This is a genomic window from Moorena sp. SIO1G6, from assembly GCF_010672795.1.
In the GTDB taxonomy this organism is placed as follows: domain Bacteria; phylum Cyanobacteriota; class Cyanobacteriia; order Cyanobacteriales; family Coleofasciculaceae; genus Moorena; species Moorena producens.
Map to the genome: position 1 here is coordinate 26,885 of NZ_JAAHFZ010000052.1, position 15,983 is coordinate 42,867.

The following is a 15,983-nucleotide window of genomic DNA, read 5'->3' on the forward strand; positions in this document are numbered from 1 at the left end:
GCTACGCGATCGCATTAAGCCTAGGTTCGTTTTTTCCTACGCTTTCTTGCCAGCTTCCTCTCCTTAATTTTGGCAGCAACAATACTGCGGTCAATGGGCAATCCCGCTCTAGGAATTACCTGATATTGTCGCTCGTCTTCTAGATTTTTAAGCTTAGTGTAATCAACCCAGTGGATACAATCTACTGGACAAGTGTCTATCGCTTCTTGTATCACGTCTTCTGGGTCGCCATCTTGCCGAAAAACCCGGGATCTACCGTAGTCGGCTTCCATGTAAAATGTGTTGCGAGCGACGTGGGCGCAGTGTTTACAGCCAATGCAGGTAATTTCATCAACGTAAACACCTTTTTGTCGCAGAATACCCCCTAGCTCTGGCTCAAAACCAGAACGCTCTGGAGCATCTCGAAAGACACCCCCTAACTCTGGTTCCAAACCCGAACGCTCTGGCGTCGGTGAGAACTCAGACATTACGCACTCCAGCGTTGTACGACTAAACGAATTGAACCATCTTTATTATCTTGTTGCTCAGCAACCTCAAAGCCTTGCTTAGCAGTTTCCTTAATTACTGTGTTGTAAGCGTAACGCTGGGTTACCCGTTGTAGGAAACCATCTACAGACCAAGGCTGTTGCCAATACTGAAAATCAGCAACTAGTTCGTAGGCGTTACCATTCCAACTAAAACCGATGTCGTAGTCATTCTCTTGCTCAATCACTACTTCAGCAGTGCGAGTTTGACCTTTATAACCGCGCACAGGGCTAGGACCAGATTCCCAATCAATCCCTAAGTCATTTAAAGCAGTTTCTAAGGATGAACGGTTACGGATTTGGGTTTTGATAGTGCTGAAATGAGACATTTTTGGTAATAAAACGAATTTACTAACTGGAACACAAATTTACCAATGGCTAACCGTAGCTTGAGCTGTGGCTGTTGCCGATAGTTCAAGCTTTTGGTCGAAGTAATCTGATGTTTGCTCAACAGATACGACTCGTCCTAGCTGAGCTTCAATAGCAGCTGTTACCTCTGCGCAAGATGCTCCGATGATCCCAGTGACTTTTTCCTGGACTCGACCATCTGGATAAATGACAAACTCTAATGTTTCCATAGTCGCCTTAGTGCTCGGTTTATCCCTATTTGCAGGTTGTGGCACCGGTTGTTGCACCAGTCCAGGAGTATCTAAATCCTGGATTGATATCACTGATCACTGACCAGTGCTATAGCTGGTTACTAATCAAATGATAATAATTCAGATCATGGCGCAAACAACATTAACATAAGTTTATAGTAAATCGAGTGTTTACTTTAATATTTTGTTAGTTTCTCGTAACTTTAGGTAATAGTCAAGGGGTGTTATAACCCAAAAATGGTTTGTTAACACAAATATAGGGGTTTTTAATTAAGGAACTTCTCAGCAGGGACTAAAGCCCTGGGCCACGCTAGGCGAACGGGAGCAGTGAAGTTAGAAGAGGAACCCACCCCTAACCCCTTCCAGGAGGGGAAGTGAGGGAAGTTGGAAAAAATCCTGTGTACCTCATTAAGCTATAAACGGCTATATATAAACCTAGGGGACTAGGCCAGGGTAAGCCAAAAAAAATTGAGCCAAATGTGATACTGGTCAAGGATTATGACTATATAACGCCAAGATTTTTCAGCACTATTGCATGATTATATCAATAATATTGATAATAATTCCTCTTTATTGATTTTTGCCCTTACCTTGGGGACTGGGCAAAGTATGAAGTATGAAGTATGAATTATTAAAGTTCGGCTAAACAGTCTAAAAGTTATGAGTGAAACGCAAGTCAGAGGTGTAAATAACCCCAAAACCGCCAATCCCAATGGATTAGAGCGAATACGAGTAGGGGTTTTAGGCTTTGGGGGATTAGGTCAAGCCGCTACCAGAGTCTTAGCTCCTAAGGGAGAAATGCTTTGGGTCGCAGCAGCTGACCGGAAAGGTTATGTTTATGACGCGGCTGGCTTAAATCCTGAGCGTTGTATCCAGACCTACCAATCCCAAGGTTCATTAGGTTATGTAGAACCAGGTGGCACCTTAAGTAGCAACAGTATCGAAGAGTTAATCCAAAACGCGACAGTAGATGGATATTTCCTAGCACTGCCAAATTTACCGAATACCTTTATGGCATCGGTAGTTAAGCAATTTATTCAATCGGGTTGGCAGGGAGTGTTAGTAGATGCTCTCAAGCGCACTAGTGCTGTAGAACAACTGTTGCAACTCCAAGATGAATTGCAAGCTGCTGGAATTACCTATATGACTGGCTGCGGTGCTACACCAGGACTATTGACCGCTGCTGCTGCGATCGCATCTCAAAGCTATGCCGAGATTCACAGTGTCAAGATTACCTTTGGGGTAGGGATTGCTAACTGGGAAGCCTATCGAGCAACAATTCGAGAAGATATTGCTCACCTTCCTGGTTACGATGTAGAACGAGCCAAAGCCATGAGTGATGCTGAAGTCGAAGCCTTATTAGATCAAACCGATGGCATCCTCAGCCTAGAGAATATGGAACATGCTGATGATGTGATGCTTGAACTAGCAGGGATTTGCTCACGCGATCGCGTTTCTGTTGGTGGTGTCGTTGATACCCGCAATCCTAAAAAACCCCTCAGTACGAATGTCCAAATCACAGGTCGCACCTTTGAGGGTAAGATTTCCACTCACACCTTTACCCTTGGTGATGAAACCAGCATGGCTGCTAATGTCTGTGGTCCCGCCTTTGGCTATCTAAAAGCAGGAGTTTCCCTACATCACAAAGGGATTTATGGTCTATTGACTGCTGCTGAAGTCATGCCGCAGTTTGTCAAATAGTCATTGGTTTTAGGGAATCGGGAATCGGGAGTCGGGAGTCGGGAATCGGGAATCGGGAATCGGGAGTCGGGAGTCGGGAATAGTGCGTAGGGTGCGTTAGGGGCGGACTTGCCATGATTTTCCGCTTCTTCGCCCGGGTTGGGATAGTCCGCCCCGTAACGCACCACCTTTGGGCGAGCCCTCTTCTGTCTATAGCTCTAAAAAACGCTATACTGAAATAATTTCCTGATAATTACCCTTAATAAATATCTCCCCATCTCCCAAACTCCCCACCTCCCTATCTCCCCAAATTATTAAACTAAGCTGGTGGACTTTTGCTGGAGCAGCTGTCTGATGTTTCCTCCTGTTCCAGACTAATAGCATCGGTCGTTTGCAGCACAAATGGTAGACTAGCCCCTAGTAAGCCTCGCTGAATCCGTTGGGGTGTCTCTGGAAAAACCACAAACAAAGGATAGATACGATTTACGCCATCACTGAGAATGTGTTGATAGCCAGGAGGCATTAGCCATTCATAGTCTTTGTCTAGTAACACTTGGGTCTGACGCCAGCGACTGAGCAAATCAGAAAAGTCTTCATGGGGGCGATGGATAAATAGAACAATCTCGATCTCCATCTTGACTTTCCATTCGGGATCACACATTACCATAGCTAGATCACAGGGTAAACCTACGGCTTCGGTGATCGTGCCATGGCTAACGCTTTTATGCCCTAAGGAGGATGGCGAGTGACGAATTCTCACCACTGGCAAGGGAATGGTGATCACACACTCATTAGGTCGGCGCATACTAGGAATCATTTCCAGGTAAGGTCGATAGGATTTAAGGAGTGCGATCGCACCATCATGGTTACTATACTCTGCTAGCCAAGCTTCGTAATCAGATTTCTGAACAGGCATCGAATTAAGCTGTTGCGCATTTAAATTGGATATTATTCAGTTACAAAAAAACCGTCAAACCCTATCCCATTCTCCTATTCCCCCCTTAATAAGGGGGGTTAGGGGGGATCCCTAAGAATTTAAATGAAGACCAGCTTAGCCCATAGTTTCAAACACTTTAAACATTGGTAAATACATAGATACCAAGATCACACCAACCATGCCTCCCAAAACCACAATCATAATTGGTTCCAAGATACTAGTTAGTGCTTTAACCGCTTGCTCCACTTCATCTTCATAGAAGTCAGCAACTTTCATCACCATAGAATCCAACTCACCCGTCTCTTCTCCAATACTAATCATTTGAATTGCTAAAGGAGGAAAAATGTTTTCTCGTTGTAAAGCCAGGCTAATCATCCCACCCTGTTGAATCTCATTTTTAGCTGAGTTAATAGCATTAGAAATTACCTGGTTACCCGCTGTATCTCTTACAATATCTAAGGAATTCAGGATCGGAACTCCCGAACGAGTTAATGAGCCAAACACTCGGCAAAAGCGAGCTACAGAGCCTTTTTCATTCAACTCACCAAACAGAGGTATTTTCAACTGCAATGCATCAATCTGTAACTTACCCATGGGGGTTTTATAGTAATATTTAAAAGCTGTAACTAATACAATTATAACAGCAATGGGAATCAATACTTTCCAACTTCTGAGGATGCCGCTCAACCATAACATAAACTTAGTTAAAGCTGGCAATTCCGTTCCTAAATCTTGAAATATCCCAGCAAAGATTGGGATCAGAAACATCGTCATTGCCAGAAAAACCAGTAGAGCTAAGAATCCTACCACACTAGGGTAAGCCATAGCTGATTTGATTTGGTTTTGCAGCCGATTCATATCTTCCAGCAGCTTAGCTAATCGGTTGAGCACTTCATCAAGGACACCCCCAACCTCCCCAGCTTGAACCATACTCACGTAAAGATTATCAAAACAATCTGGATGCTTACGCATAGCATCCGATAGATTAGTTCCTTGTTGTACCTCAGCACTGATGTTCATCAAAGCCTTTTTCAGCTTAGGATTAGAACACTGTTCCCCTAATACCCCAAGACAGCGGACGATAGCCACACCAGCATTAACCATAGCGGCAAACTGACGAGAAAAGACCGCTTTGTCTTTGATCGTGACATTGGTAAATTTTTCGGAAAGGTCTGAGAGGCTAAAGCTAACATCTAAGCTTTTCTTGACGCTGCCAACAGCAGAATACCGATTTTCTAGGATGCTGCGGGCTTGTTCAGGAGTAGCAGCTTCAATTTTTTGTTTTTTGGATTTGCCTGATTTGTCCCGAACTTGAGCAATAAAAGTAGGCATGGCTTTTTTCTAGATTAAGTCTAATCGCAAATTTTATCGATCCAGTCCCTGCTTTCTCTAGACTAGCGGTAAGCCGTTGGCCGTTGGCCACGCTTCGCGAACAGCCCTCAGCCGTCAGCTTAAAATAAACATCGATTGGGATAATTTAATATTAAGAGATTTTAGAGAATTGAAAGTCTGGGGAAAAGCCGATCAAAGCCTATGCTGATACGCGACACGCTGATACGCGACACGCTGATAGCTGATAGCTTACGACTAGCGGGTTGCCTTTGCTCTAGCGCCCTTAGCATTCATCCCTCCAGAACCAGCAAGGATACGTTGCAATTCGTCTGGTTTAGAACTTTTGCCAACTGCTGCTTCCAAAGAGATCAAGCCAGATTTCACCTGATAAGCTAAAGCTTGTTCCAGGGTCTGCATTCCCAATTTCATACCGGTTTGGATAGCAGAGTACACTTGAGACGTTTTTCCTTCCCGGATCAGGTTAGAAATAGCAGGTGTCACTACCATGATTTCCTGAGCCATCGTCCGACCAAACTCACCGGGTTTAGGGTTTTTCTTCGGTACTAGACATTGACTAAAGACTGCAATCAAAGAGTTAGACAGCTGAGCTCGGATTTGAGCTTGCTGTCCAGATGGGAACACATCAATGATCCTGTCTACAGTTTGAGCAGCTGAGTTAGTGTGTAGCGTTGCAAATACCAAGTGACCGGTTTCAGCTGCGGAAATAGCAAGAGCAATTGTTTCCATATCCCGCATTTCACCCACCAAAATCACATCCGGGTCTTCCCGCAGTGCCCCCTTCAGGGCATTGGCAAAGCTCTTGGTATCTTCACCTTTTTGACGTTGGTGAATCAAGCTCTTGATGTTAGGAAACACATATTCTATCGGGTCTTCCACTGTCAGAATATGTTCTGCCCGAGTGCGGTTAATTAAGTCAATCATGGCTGCTAGGGTAGTGGTTTTCCCAGAACCCGTGGGTCCGGTGACCAATACCATTCCCCTTGGTCGTTCACTCATCGAGCGCACCACATCCGGTAAACCCAATTTGTCAAAGTTAGGAATCTTGGAAGACAACGCCCTCAAGCAAGCCGCATAGCAACCCCGTTCTTTGTAAACATTGACACGGAAGCGAGCCAACCCCTTGACACCATAGGAACAATCAAGTTCCCAGTTTTGCTCCAATTCCTTACGCTGTGAATTGTTAAGCATACTGAAAATCAATCGCTGACAGGCTTGAGGGTTCAGGGATTCGTCATCAATGGGTTGGAGTTTACCACTGACGCGGAAGTAGACTGGCGCACCCGCTTGGATGTGCATATCTGACCCCCCCATCTCAATCATCTGCTCCATCAAGTCTTCAATCATCAGTTCCATAATCTTCTCTGCCTTAAAAACGTCAGTAGTCGTTAGTGATTAGTCATTACTCAAAATAAAATAGCCAATTGTTCATTAACAATGGACTAATAACTAAATTAATTTTGAAAACGGGGTGTCATACAGTAAGGACAGTCTAGCCACTCCGCCTGTAATTGAGCTGAGCAAGTGCCACAGGTCAGAGAACTCTTGCGTTTAGCTTTAATTTCTGTCTCTAAGCCGGAATCAGTAAAGGTTACTCGTTCGACTTCTTCAAAGGTGGTGTAACCTTCCTGTACCAAATTCAAGCTATAGGCTAATATGGTGATCATCCCTTCCTCTACAGCAGCTTCCTTAATCCTTTCCGTGGGGGCACCTTGGTTGATTAAGGCTTGCAGGTTCTCAGAGACGCGCATAACTTCATAAACACCAACCCTTCCTTTGTAACCAATACCATTACAGGTTTGACACAGTGTACCAAGTGCCCTAGCTTCAACGATTTGCTCTGGTGTCAGGGTATTGGCGCGATAGATGGTAATCTCCCCATCCCTAGAGGCGGACAGACCATAGCGCGCTAGTTCTGCCGAACTTGGTTGGTAAGAAATGCGGCAATTGGAACAAACACGCCGCATCAATCGTTGAGCCAACACTCCCAGCAAGGCACCGGAAACCATGAAGGGTTCAACACCCATTTCATCTAAACGAGCGATCGCACCAGCCGCATCATTAGTGTGTAGAGTAGTCAAGACTAAGTGACCAGTCAAAGCTGCTTCAATCGCCGTTTTGGCTGTTTCTTTGTCTCGGGTCTCACCCACCAGAATCACGTCCGGGTCTTGGCGCAGAAAGGCTCGTAGAATTGAGGCAAAATCCATGCCTTTTTCCCGGATAACTTGCACTTGGGTAATCCCAGGTAACGAATACTCAATCGGGTCTTCTGCAGTACTGATATTCACCCCAGGGTCATTACGTTCTGCCAGAATTGAATACAAGGTGGTTGATTTCCCCGATCCCGTTGGACCCGTCACCAAGATTAATCCAAAGGGACGCTTAGCCATTTCCCTGACCAATTCTAAGGTGTCTGGGTCTGTGATCAACTTATCCAACCCCAACTGGGTGGATTCGTTATCTAGGATCCGCAGAACCACCTTTTCCCCATAACGACTGGGCAAGGTATTGACCCTAAAGTCAACTTTTCGCCCCTGGAACATACGCCGAATTTTACCGTCTTGGGGTAAGCGTCTTTCCGCAATGTCGAGATCTGCCATGATTTTGAAACGAGCCGCCACCGCTGTATGTATTCGCTGTGGTAAGGCATCAAAGGCTTGACGCAGTACCCCATCTTTGCGATAGCGCACCCGCAACTGCTCCTCTTGGGGTTCGATGTGAATGTCAGAAACCCCTTCTTGTAAAGCCTTAGCCAGGATTTTGTTAACCAAGTTGATGATCGGAGCCCCACCTGCCTCATTCAAAGAAGAATCTAGGTCTGCTTCCGCTTCCTCTGGGGCATCCTGTAAAGTATCGAATGAGCCTAAATTCTCTAAATCCTCCTTTACATCTACGGATTTTTGTTGATCTAGTTGCTTTTGCCGTGCCAACTGATCGTCAAGATACTGACTAATGATTTGCTGATAGTCTTCCTTAGTGATGACCATCCGTTGCAACTTGATTCCCTGAGGTCGTAGAATCCGATTCAAATCATCCTGGGCTTCTAGATCATCAGGAGAAACCATTGCCACCAAAACCGATGGCGGCTCAGTTTCATGCTTAGATATGGGGAGCAGGTGATAGCGACGGCAAATATCAATGGGAATCAGGGTTTCGATCAAGCCACCGACTTGCTGAGTGGAAATATCACTAATTTCCGGATCTAGAGACTCAACACCAAAAAGAACTTTTAGTTCAAACAACTGCTGCTTCTTGTATTGACGGATCAAGTCCGGTGGTAACTGACGTCCGGTCATTGCTTCGACGACTTCCGTCAGTGGTCTTCCGGACTTGCGAGTTTCCAGCATTGCTTGCTGCATCTGGTCAGCATTAACGTAACCAGCCTGAATCAGTTTATTGCCAAATGGAGAAAAATCGTTACGGACTACTAGGGCGCGTCGTTGAGATGAGGAGTAAGTCATGACGGAATAGGAGCTCTCCTTACTTTACACAGTATTCCCAAAAGCCTTATGTTAACTAACATAGGAGTGGCTGCCACTCTGGTTATTTTTACCTTTTAGTTAGATTGACGGACTAGAATAATTTGTCGCAGTTAAATATTGCATTATACATCATAATAAAAACTCAGTCAAGTCATTGGCTGTATAATTATTATCAACCCCTAATCCATCAAGGTGGTTCACAATCTCAGATGCTAGATTTTGATTAATGACTGATTTAGCCACAACATTCAACTATGCAACAAGACCAGCCAAAGTATGCAACAAGACCAGCCAACGGAAGTAGCGCCATCAAGGACAGTGGTAAGGGTACAGGCCATAAGGATCTGATCGGCTACACTTCCAACAGCAGCATTCTTGCTGACGGAGGTGTGGAAGACCACACAGTTGAGGTAAGTTTACGGTCGGAGTAACTCTCAATCAGGTTAGAAACCAATGCTATAGTCGTTAGACTGAACGTGGTTAGTTTACAAAATTTGCTGGAAAATTGGTTGGCTAGTAAGAAATTATAGATAAACTAGCACTTTATTGAATTGGGATGAGTGGAGCATGATTGACGAAGCAAAACAGTCAGATAACACTTCGCAGCAGACAAACGAAGAGTCCACCACGGTACTCGAAGACAATCATGAGGCGGAAGCGGTAGCCGTAGCATCTGACTCAGATGTCAACCCTGAAGCAGCACAACCAACTGAATCCCCTGCTGCTGAAGCATCTGAGTCAGGGCTCAACGACCAAGAAGCCCAGACCGATGTAGCTGCAACAGCTACTACCGATGAATCACCTACCGAGGACGATGCCAAGATTCTAGAAACAATCAAGCAGGAAAATCAAGCCCTGAAAGCTCAACTAGAAGAGCGAACTCAGCAATGTGACTCCTTTAAATCTCAATACATCCGGATTGCGGCAGATTTTGAGAACTTCCGCAAACGGTCAACTAAAGAGAAAGAAGACTTGGAACATCAAGTTAAAGGAAACACGATCACTGAGTTATTGTCAGTAGTAGATAATTTTGAACGGGCGCGTACCCAAATTAAGCCTCAAAATGATGGGGAAATGTCGATTCACAAAAGCTATCAAGGTGTTTATAAACAGCTGGTAGACAGTCTCAAGCGCCTTGGGGTTGCTGCGATGCGACCAGAAGGGCAAGAGTTTGACCCCAATCTCCACGAAGCGGTGATGCGAGAACCAACGGATGACTATCCAGAAGGAGTGGTCATAGAACAGCTAATGCGGGGTTATTTACTTGGGGAGCGGGTGCTGCGTCACGCTATGGTGAAAGTAGCTGCGGCGGCAGAACCACAGGAAACCTCGGAAGGTCAGAAGTCTGCTGAGGCGGAAAATTAGCTGCCATTGATTGGTTAACCTTCCTTTGGTGTCAGCCTCTGATCATCCTACCAAAAGGGATGTAGCACCAAGGGAAGTTCTATTATTTTGAGCAACTCAACAAAAAATCAAACTAAAATAACTTTACTAACCGTTAAGCTGCAACCCTATGGGAAAAGTTATTGGCATCGACCTAGGCACAACCAATAGTTGTGTTGCTGTCTTAGAAGGAGGTAAACCCATAGTCATTTCCAGCTCGGAAGGTGGGCGAACCACACCGAGTATTGTGGGATTTGGCAAGTCAGGGGAGCACCTAGTGGGTCAACTGGCCAAGCGTCAAGCAGTGACCAATGCGGAAAACAGTGTCTACAGTATCAAGCGCTTTATCGGACGTCGTTGGGATGAAACCGCTACAGAGCGTTCCCGTGTTCCCTATACCTGTGTTAAGGGTCGTGATGAGACGGTAGATGTAAAGATTCGGCATCGCGAGTACACCCCTCAGGAAATATCGGCCATGATCTTACAAAAGCTCAAGGCTGATGCTGAAACCTTTCTTGGGGAACCAGTGACTCAATCCGTGATCACAGTTCCGGCCTACTTTACCGATGCGCAACGACAAGCCACCAAGGATGGGGGTACCATTGCTGGATTGGAAGTGTTGCGCATTATAAATGAACCCACTGCTGCTGCTCTTGCCTATGGCTTAGATAAGTTGGATCAAGACCAAGTTATATTGGTGTTTGACTTGGGGGGTGGTACCTTTGATGTATCAGTTCTGCAACTGGGTAATGGGGTCTTTGAAGTAAAGGCAACGTCTGGTAACAATCACTTGGGGGGAGATGACTTCGATAACGTGATTGTCCGCTGGATGGTGGAAAACTTTAAAGCCAAAGAGGGCATCAATCTCACCCAAGACAAAATGGCTCTTCAGCGTTTGCGAGAGGCGGCGGAAAAGGCAAAAATTGAACTGTCTAGCATGGTAGCCACCCCCATCAACTTGCCCTTCATTACTGCTGATGAAACAGGACCAAAACACTTAGAGATGGAGTTGTCCCGGGCTAAGTTTGAAGAACTATCCAGGGACTTGATTAACGCAACTATAGAACCGGTAAAGCAGGCGCTCAAAGATAGTGACCTCAAGCCAGAGGACATTGACCGCATTTTGCTGGTAGGGGGTTCGACCCGTATCCCGGCGGTGCAGGATGCTATTAAAAGGTTTTTTAATGGTAAGGCTACCGATCGTTCGGTGAACCCCGATGAAGCTGTGGCATTGGGAGCAGCAATTCAGGCTGGTGTTTTGGGTGGGGAAGTCGAAGATGTCCTGCTACTGGATGTTACTCCCCTGTCCCTGGGTATAGAAACCTTAGGGGAAGTGTTCACCAAAATTATCGAGCGCAACACGACTATTCCTACCAGTAAGTCCCAGGTATTTTCCACCGCTACCGATGGACAAACCTCCGTAGAAATCCACGTATTGCAGGGGGAGCGGGCAATGGCTAGAGATAACAAAAGCCTGGGAAAATTCCTGCTGACTGGTATTCCCCCAGCTCCCCGTGGTGTCCCTCAAATTGAAGTCACCTTTGAAATCGATGTCAACGGCATTCTTAAAGTCGCTGCCACTGATCGAGGCACTGGGAAAGAGCAAAGTATTGTGATTACCAATACGGGGGGATTAAGTCCAGCGGAGGTGGAACGGATGCGCCGTGAGGCAGAAGACTATGCTGACCAAGACCGCCGTCGCATGGAATTGGTGCAACTCAAAAACCAAGCCGATAGCTTACTATATAACTATGAATCTACCATCAAAGACCATGGGGAATTGATTAGCGCTAACCTTCAGGCTCACGGATTAAAGGAGCAAGCAGATCAACAAAAGCAGCACCTAGACACCATAATGACAGACCCCTCAATTGAGGTCGAGGAGGTGAAAGAAGCTATTGAAACTTTGCAGAAAACTGTCTTGGAAATTGGGGGTATCATTTACGCCAGTGCCAGCTTTGGGTCAGACCCGGAATTTATCACCTCTGACGAAACAGTTCAAGATTCAAATTCCAACGACTCCAGCCAAAGAGAACCGGATGCTCTAGGAGAATTTGTGGTTGATTTTGAGGATGAAACCTTAGAGGTGAATGTTGACTACGAAGCAGTTGATTACGGCAACAGCTCTCTAACAGATAGATAATTTAATTCGCTGCTTTGACTAGCTCAAGCTGACCGCGAGAGTATGCTAACTCCAGCAGGTGGCAATCAGCTGATTTTTTTGATAGACAATGATATAGGATGCAGGTAATGCTGGAATGCGCTCTTTGTGCTTTTATAGCAATAACCTGAGGTTAGTAAACAGCTAGAGAAAATGTCGCAGAGTCTACCAAAAACTCTTATTATTTGTTAGACTTAAATTAGGGTAACACCGACAGGGATTATTATGTAACTTAAATTAAAGCCGAAAACCAAGGGTTTAATAGTTGCGCTCTCTATCCCGGTGGACCAACTTTGTTGACATTTTTATGGCGCTCGCGGGATATTCCGTCAGAGCTTTGGGAGATACCCCCTGGATGTGAAAGCATCTTGCATTAGCGGGCCAAGGTCTATTTTGGTAGACTTTGGTAGCTAAAAAGTATCGGAATAACAATAGCCCCCACTATGTAAATGGAAGACCGATCAGCGCTCTATGGCTGACTATTATGATCTGCTTGGTGTCTCTCGTGATGCCGACAAAGATGAAATTAAACGTGCTTACCGTCGCTTGGCACGGAAGTACCACCCAGATGTTAACAAAGAACCAGGAGCTGAAGAGCGCTTTAAGGAAATTAACCGGGCTTACGAAGTCCTCTCAGAACCAGAAACTCGAGCAAGATATGACCGTTTTGGGGAAGCTGGTGTTTCCTCAGGTGCGGGAGCAGCCTACTCAGATTTTGGGGATATGGGCTTTGCTGATATTTTTGAAAGCTTCTTCAGCGGCTTTGCTGGTGGTATGGGTCAGCAAACTGGTCGTCGGCGTAGTGGCCCGGTGCGTGGTGACGACCTGCGACTAGACTTGAAGCTGGCTTTCAAGGAAGCTATATTCGGTGGTGAAAAGGAAATCCGCATTCCTCACCTAGAAACTTGTAAAGTCTGTAACGGCACAGGGGCAAAGCCAGGAACTCGACCCCGCACTTGCCCAACGTGTAACGGTTCAGGTCAAGTACGGCGTGCTACTCGTACCCCTTTTGGTAGTTTCACCCAAGTCTCAGTCTGTCCTACCTGTAACGGTGAAGGTCAAATCATTGAGGATAAGTGTGAAGCCTGTGGTGGTGCTGGTCGTAAACAAGAAACCAAAAAACTGAAAATCACCATTCCAGCAGGGGTGGATAATGGCACCAGGCTACGGGTTTCTAAAGAAGGGGATGCTGGATTACGTGCTGGTCCACCAGGAGACCTATACGTTTATCTATTTGTAAACGAAGACAGCCAGTTTCAGCGGGATGGCATTAACATTCTGTCTGAAATGAAAATTAGCTATTTACAAGCCATTTTAGGCTGTCTTATCGAAGCAGAGACAGTAGACGGTCCAGTGGAATTAACTATTCCACCCGGTACTCAACCCAATACTGTATTAACTTTAGAGAATCACGGTGTCCCCAAATTGGGCAACCCAGTCAGTCGGGGCGATCACCTAATCACGATTTTGGTAGATATCCCCACTCGAATTACCGCTGAGGAAAGGGAATTGCTAGAGAAGCTAGCGAAAATTAAGGGTGAGCGCACTGGTAAAGGTGGTATAGAAGGATTCTTGGGAGGGTTGTTTGGCTCATGAGTACACTAGCCTCCTCCCAGATCAGTTCATTACCTGATGATCAGCTGGATCTGCGGGGTACCCCTTGCCCGATTAACTTTGTTCGCACTAAACTATATCTAGAGAAAATGGCTCCAGGTGCCCTATTAGAAGTGTGGCTCGACCCAGGAGAACCCATTGAACAGGTTCCTGATAGTCTGACTATGGAGGGTTACCCGATAGAGGGCGTTGAAGAACGCGATCGCTATTTTGCTCTGAAGGTGCGTCGTCCACACCAGCATCTTCATGATTGAATTAGAATACACTAATTCATCAAACTTGTCAACCCCTTGGCTGGGTACCGTGCTGGCGGTTCAGGCAAATTTCTATCAGGTGCGTTTAGATCAGTTGAAGGTTGACAAGTTGGAGGTTGTAGGTTACGAAGATAACCTTCAAGCAAATAACCTACAACCTTCAAACCTCTTATGTACCCGTAGAGCCCGGTTGAAAAAAATTGGCCAGCAAGTCATGGTGGGAGACCGGGTTCTAGTAGAGGAACCTGACTGGGCTGGTGGACGAGGGGTGATTGCGGAAGTGCTGCCCCGGACAAGCCAGCTCGACCGCCCACCAATCGCCAATGCTCAGCAAATTCTGGTGGTTTTTGCTCTGGAAGAACCGACCCTGGATGCTTATCAGCTGAGTCGGTTTTTGGTGAAAGCAGAATCTACTGGTTTCAAGGTATGTTTGTGTCTGAATAAACTTGATTTAGTAACACAACAGCAACAGCAGGATTGGCAACAGCGTCTGGAAGCATGGGGTTATCAGCCAGTCTTGATCAGCGTTCATAATGGTACTTGTTTAGCACAACTGACTGACCTGTTGAGTCAGACAATCAGCGTTATGGCTGGTCTTTCCGGTGTCGGTAAATCGAGTCTAATTAATTATCTGATTCCAGCAACAAGGGTCCGGGTGGCAGCAGTGACTGGTAAACTGGGTCGAGGACGCCACACCACTCGCCATGTAGAATTATTTGAGTTGCCTAAAGGTGGTTTTTTGGCAGATACCCCCGGATTCAATCAGCCTGACTTGACTTGTTCTCCTGAGGATTTAATCTATTACTTTCCAGAAGCAAGAGAGCGTTTAGCCCAACACCGCTGTCAATTCAGTAATTGCCTACATCGGGATGAGCCAAACTGTGCTGTGCGAGGAGACTGGGAACGGTACCAGCATTATCTGGATTTTTTAGCAGAAGTGATCGCACGACAAGAGGCTTTGAAGCAAAAAGCTGATATCGAATCCAGTATGAAGTTAAAAATTAAAGCTTCTGGTCGGCGTCAATACGAACCTAAGCTAGAAACAAAAAAATACCGCCGTCGCTCCCGCCGTACTCAGCACCAGAACCTAGATGAACTCTATGACGATATGAGTCAATAACTCACCGCTAAGTCCTATGGGACTATAGCGGGAGCTTGTTAAAAGCTCGTAGTTGACCAGTCTAAGTTCTATAAGAACTACGTTATTCCTAAGTGTTAAAGTTCCTACCTGAGGATGCGTAGCTAGTCTTCAGCTCTAGAACCCGGTCGTTAAACAGGTGTATTTGGGTTAAGCCAGTGCGACTAGGAAAGTACCGAGGAATAACATTGACTAAGCTAACTTAACCCTAGTAATAGGAGTAAACACAATTATGCGTGTCTTTGTACTCAACAAGAACCGACAACCTTTAGATCCGTGTAAACCTGTAAGAGCTAGGATTTTACTTTCGTCAGGAAAAGCGAAGGTCTATCGTCGTTACCCATTTACCATAATTTTGACGGAGGAAATAAAACAGCCAATAACTCATAATCACCAGCTCAAAATAGACCCTGGAGCAAAAACAAGCGGTTTAGCTATTATTCAAGGAAAGCGAGTAATTTGGGGAGCAGAACTCACCCATAGAGGTTTTCAAATACGAGATTCTTTGATCTCTCGCAGGCAGTTAAGACGCAGTAGACGGAATCGTAAGACTCGATACCGCAAGCCCAGATTTCTTAATAGAACCAGACCAGAAGGTTGGCTAGCTCCTAGCTTAATGTCTAGAGTTCAAAACCTGGGGGGGCGACGAAAATAGTTATAAAGCAGACAGGACAAGCGATTTAGCTCTCATTCCTCGTAAATAATACTTCCATTTATTACGATTAAGTCTCATGAATTCTCGTACTAAATTAATACACTCATCGCTAAAACTGACCCAATTTTGAGCATATAATCCTATATAAAAACTACTGTGTCGTCGTTGTGAACGGCCATCTTCTTTTACTCTGCCGATATATTTTT

The 15,983-nt window shown here is 45.5% G+C and carries 14 protein-coding genes and 2 pseudogenes; 7 read left to right on the top strand and 9 right to left on the bottom strand.

From position 1 onward, the window contains the following. Positions 1 to 20: 20 nt before the first annotated feature. The 3 genes from F6K63_RS29300 to F6K63_RS29310 are packed head-to-tail and all read right to left on the bottom strand — an operon-like array spanning position 21 to position 1,102. The gene (locus tag F6K63_RS29300) at positions 21 to 467 is read right to left on the bottom strand and encodes a ferredoxin (protein WP_287313906.1); all 447 of its coding nucleotides are present in this window, start codon (positions 465 to 467) and stop codon (positions 21 to 23) included. Further along, positions 467 to 853, bottom strand: a complete 387-nt coding sequence (locus F6K63_RS29305) for a DUF1257 domain-containing protein (RefSeq protein ID WP_287313908.1) — start codon at positions 851 to 853, stop codon at positions 467 to 469. Before F6K63_RS29305 ends, F6K63_RS29300 begins: the two co-directional genes overlap by 1 nt. Before the next feature lie 39 nt (positions 854 to 892). Next, entirely contained in the window at positions 893 to 1,102 is a 210-nt protein-coding gene (locus tag F6K63_RS29310) for a DUF2997 domain-containing protein (RefSeq protein WP_287313915.1), read from the bottom strand. Positions 1,103 to 1,783: 681 nt separating this feature from the next. Here F6K63_RS29310 and bioU point away from each other — a divergent pair. Beyond that, the gene (gene bioU, locus F6K63_RS29315) at positions 1,784 to 2,824 is read left to right on the top strand and encodes a (S)-8-amino-7-oxononanoate synthase BioU (RefSeq protein ID WP_287313910.1); all 1,041 of its coding nucleotides are present in this window, start codon (positions 1,784 to 1,786) and stop codon (positions 2,822 to 2,824) included. On the opposite strand, the gene F6K63_RS29320 is transcribed toward bioU, so the two are convergent. The 5 genes from F6K63_RS29320 to F6K63_RS29340 all read right to left on the bottom strand — a co-directional run bounded on the left by F6K63_RS29320 (position 2,817) and on the right by F6K63_RS29340 (position 8,551). Continuing rightward, positions 2,817 to 2,939, bottom strand: coding sequence for a hypothetical protein (locus tag F6K63_RS29320; protein WP_287313911.1), 123 nt, complete (start codon positions 2,937 to 2,939; stop codon positions 2,817 to 2,819). The genes bioU and F6K63_RS29320 overlap by 8 nt on opposite strands. 183 nt (positions 2,940 to 3,122) lie before the next feature. Beyond that, positions 3,123 to 3,719: a hypothetical protein gene (locus F6K63_RS29325; protein ID WP_287313912.1), complete on the bottom strand. Its 597-nt coding sequence runs from the start codon at positions 3,717 to 3,719 to the stop codon at positions 3,123 to 3,125. Between the two features lie 135 nt (positions 3,720 to 3,854). Then, positions 3,855 to 5,072 (bottom strand): type II secretion system F family protein, encoded by a 1,218-nt coding sequence (locus F6K63_RS29330; protein WP_287313913.1) that lies wholly within the window; start codon positions 5,070 to 5,072, stop codon positions 3,855 to 3,857. A 255-nt stretch (positions 5,073 to 5,327) separates the two neighbouring features. After that, positions 5,328 to 6,446 carry a type IV pilus twitching motility protein PilT gene (locus F6K63_RS29335; protein ID WP_009149225.1) on the bottom strand — a complete coding sequence of 373 codons (1,119 nt, stop codon included), beginning with the start codon at positions 6,444 to 6,446 and terminating at the stop codon, positions 5,328 to 5,330. Positions 6,447 to 6,544: 98 nt separating this feature from the next. Continuing rightward, complete coding sequence (locus F6K63_RS29340; protein ID WP_009149227.1) at positions 6,545 to 8,551, bottom strand: GspE/PulE family protein; 2,007 nt, start codon at positions 8,549 to 8,551, stop codon at positions 6,545 to 6,547. 588 nt (positions 8,552 to 9,139) lie between these two features. Here F6K63_RS29340 and grpE point away from each other — a divergent pair. The 6 genes and pseudogenes from grpE to iscB form a co-directional block, all read left to right on the top strand. Beyond that, positions 9,140 to 9,937 (top strand): nucleotide exchange factor GrpE, encoded by a 798-nt coding sequence (grpE, locus tag F6K63_RS29345; RefSeq protein WP_009149230.1) that lies wholly within the window; start codon positions 9,140 to 9,142, stop codon positions 9,935 to 9,937. Positions 9,938 to 10,085: 148 nt separating this feature from the next. After that, entirely contained in the window at positions 10,086 to 12,098 is a 2,013-nt protein-coding gene (gene dnaK / locus F6K63_RS29350) for a molecular chaperone DnaK (protein WP_009149231.1), read from the top strand. A gap of 489 nt (positions 12,099 to 12,587) precedes the next feature. Then, on the top strand, positions 12,588 to 13,712 hold the full coding sequence (gene dnaJ / locus F6K63_RS29355) for a molecular chaperone DnaJ (RefSeq protein ID WP_009149232.1): 1,125 nt from the start codon (positions 12,588 to 12,590) through the stop codon (positions 13,710 to 13,712). Continuing rightward, positions 13,709 to 13,984 carry a sulfurtransferase TusA family protein gene (locus tag F6K63_RS29360; RefSeq protein ID WP_009149233.1) on the top strand — a complete coding sequence of 92 codons (276 nt, stop codon included), beginning with the start codon at positions 13,709 to 13,711 and terminating at the stop codon, positions 13,982 to 13,984. The genes dnaJ and F6K63_RS29360 overlap by 4 nt, the downstream gene beginning before the upstream one ends. Then, positions 13,977 to 15,104 carry a small ribosomal subunit biogenesis GTPase RsgA gene (gene rsgA / locus F6K63_RS29365; protein WP_009149234.1) on the top strand — a complete coding sequence of 376 codons (1,128 nt, stop codon included), beginning with the start codon at positions 13,977 to 13,979 and terminating at the stop codon, positions 15,102 to 15,104. The genes F6K63_RS29360 and rsgA overlap by 8 nt, the downstream gene beginning before the upstream one ends. A 250-nt stretch (positions 15,105 to 15,354) precedes the next feature. Then, positions 15,355 to 15,759, top strand: a pseudogene (iscB, locus tag F6K63_RS29370) (RNA-guided endonuclease IscB); the annotation flags it as partial. Between the two features lie 18 nt (positions 15,760 to 15,777). Here iscB and F6K63_RS29375 read toward each other — a convergent pair. Then, a pseudogene (locus tag F6K63_RS29375) lies at positions 15,778 to 15,983 on the bottom strand (IS4 family transposase); the annotation flags it as partial.

Bases quoted from the DNA above. Each gene is read 5' to 3' on its own strand.
- F6K63_RS29300 (WP_287313906.1), bottom strand. From the start codon at position 467: ATGTCTGAGTTCTCACCGACGCCAGAGCGTTCGGGTTTGGAACCAGAG.
- F6K63_RS29305 (WP_287313908.1), bottom strand. From the start codon at position 853: ATGTCTCATTTCAGCACTATCAAAACCCAAATCCGTAACCGTTCATCC.
- F6K63_RS29310 (WP_287313915.1), bottom strand. From the start codon at position 1,102: ATGGAAACATTAGAGTTTGTCATTTATCCAGATGGTCGAGTCCAGGAA.
- bioU (WP_287313910.1), top strand. From the start codon at position 1,784: ATGAGTGAAACGCAAGTCAGAGGTGTAAATAACCCCAAAACCGCCAAT.
- F6K63_RS29320 (WP_287313911.1), bottom strand. From the start codon at position 2,939: ATGGCAAGTCCGCCCCTAACGCACCCTACGCACTATTCCCGACTCCCG.
- F6K63_RS29325 (WP_287313912.1), bottom strand. From the start codon at position 3,719: ATGCCTGTTCAGAAATCTGATTACGAAGCTTGGCTAGCAGAGTATAGT.
- F6K63_RS29330 (WP_287313913.1), bottom strand. From the start codon at position 5,072: ATGCCTACTTTTATTGCTCAAGTTCGGGACAAATCAGGCAAATCCAAA.
- F6K63_RS29335 (WP_009149225.1), bottom strand. From the start codon at position 6,446: ATGGAACTGATGATTGAAGACTTGATGGAGCAGATGATTGAGATGGGG.
- F6K63_RS29340 (WP_009149227.1), bottom strand. From the start codon at position 8,551: ATGACTTACTCCTCATCTCAACGACGCGCCCTAGTAGTCCGTAACGAT.
- grpE (WP_009149230.1), top strand. From the start codon at position 9,140: ATGATTGACGAAGCAAAACAGTCAGATAACACTTCGCAGCAGACAAAC.
- dnaK (WP_009149231.1), top strand. From the start codon at position 10,086: ATGGGAAAAGTTATTGGCATCGACCTAGGCACAACCAATAGTTGTGTT.
- dnaJ (WP_009149232.1), top strand. From the start codon at position 12,588: ATGGCTGACTATTATGATCTGCTTGGTGTCTCTCGTGATGCCGACAAA.
- F6K63_RS29360 (WP_009149233.1), top strand. From the start codon at position 13,709: ATGAGTACACTAGCCTCCTCCCAGATCAGTTCATTACCTGATGATCAG.
- rsgA (WP_009149234.1), top strand. From the start codon at position 13,977: ATGATTGAATTAGAATACACTAATTCATCAAACTTGTCAACCCCTTGG.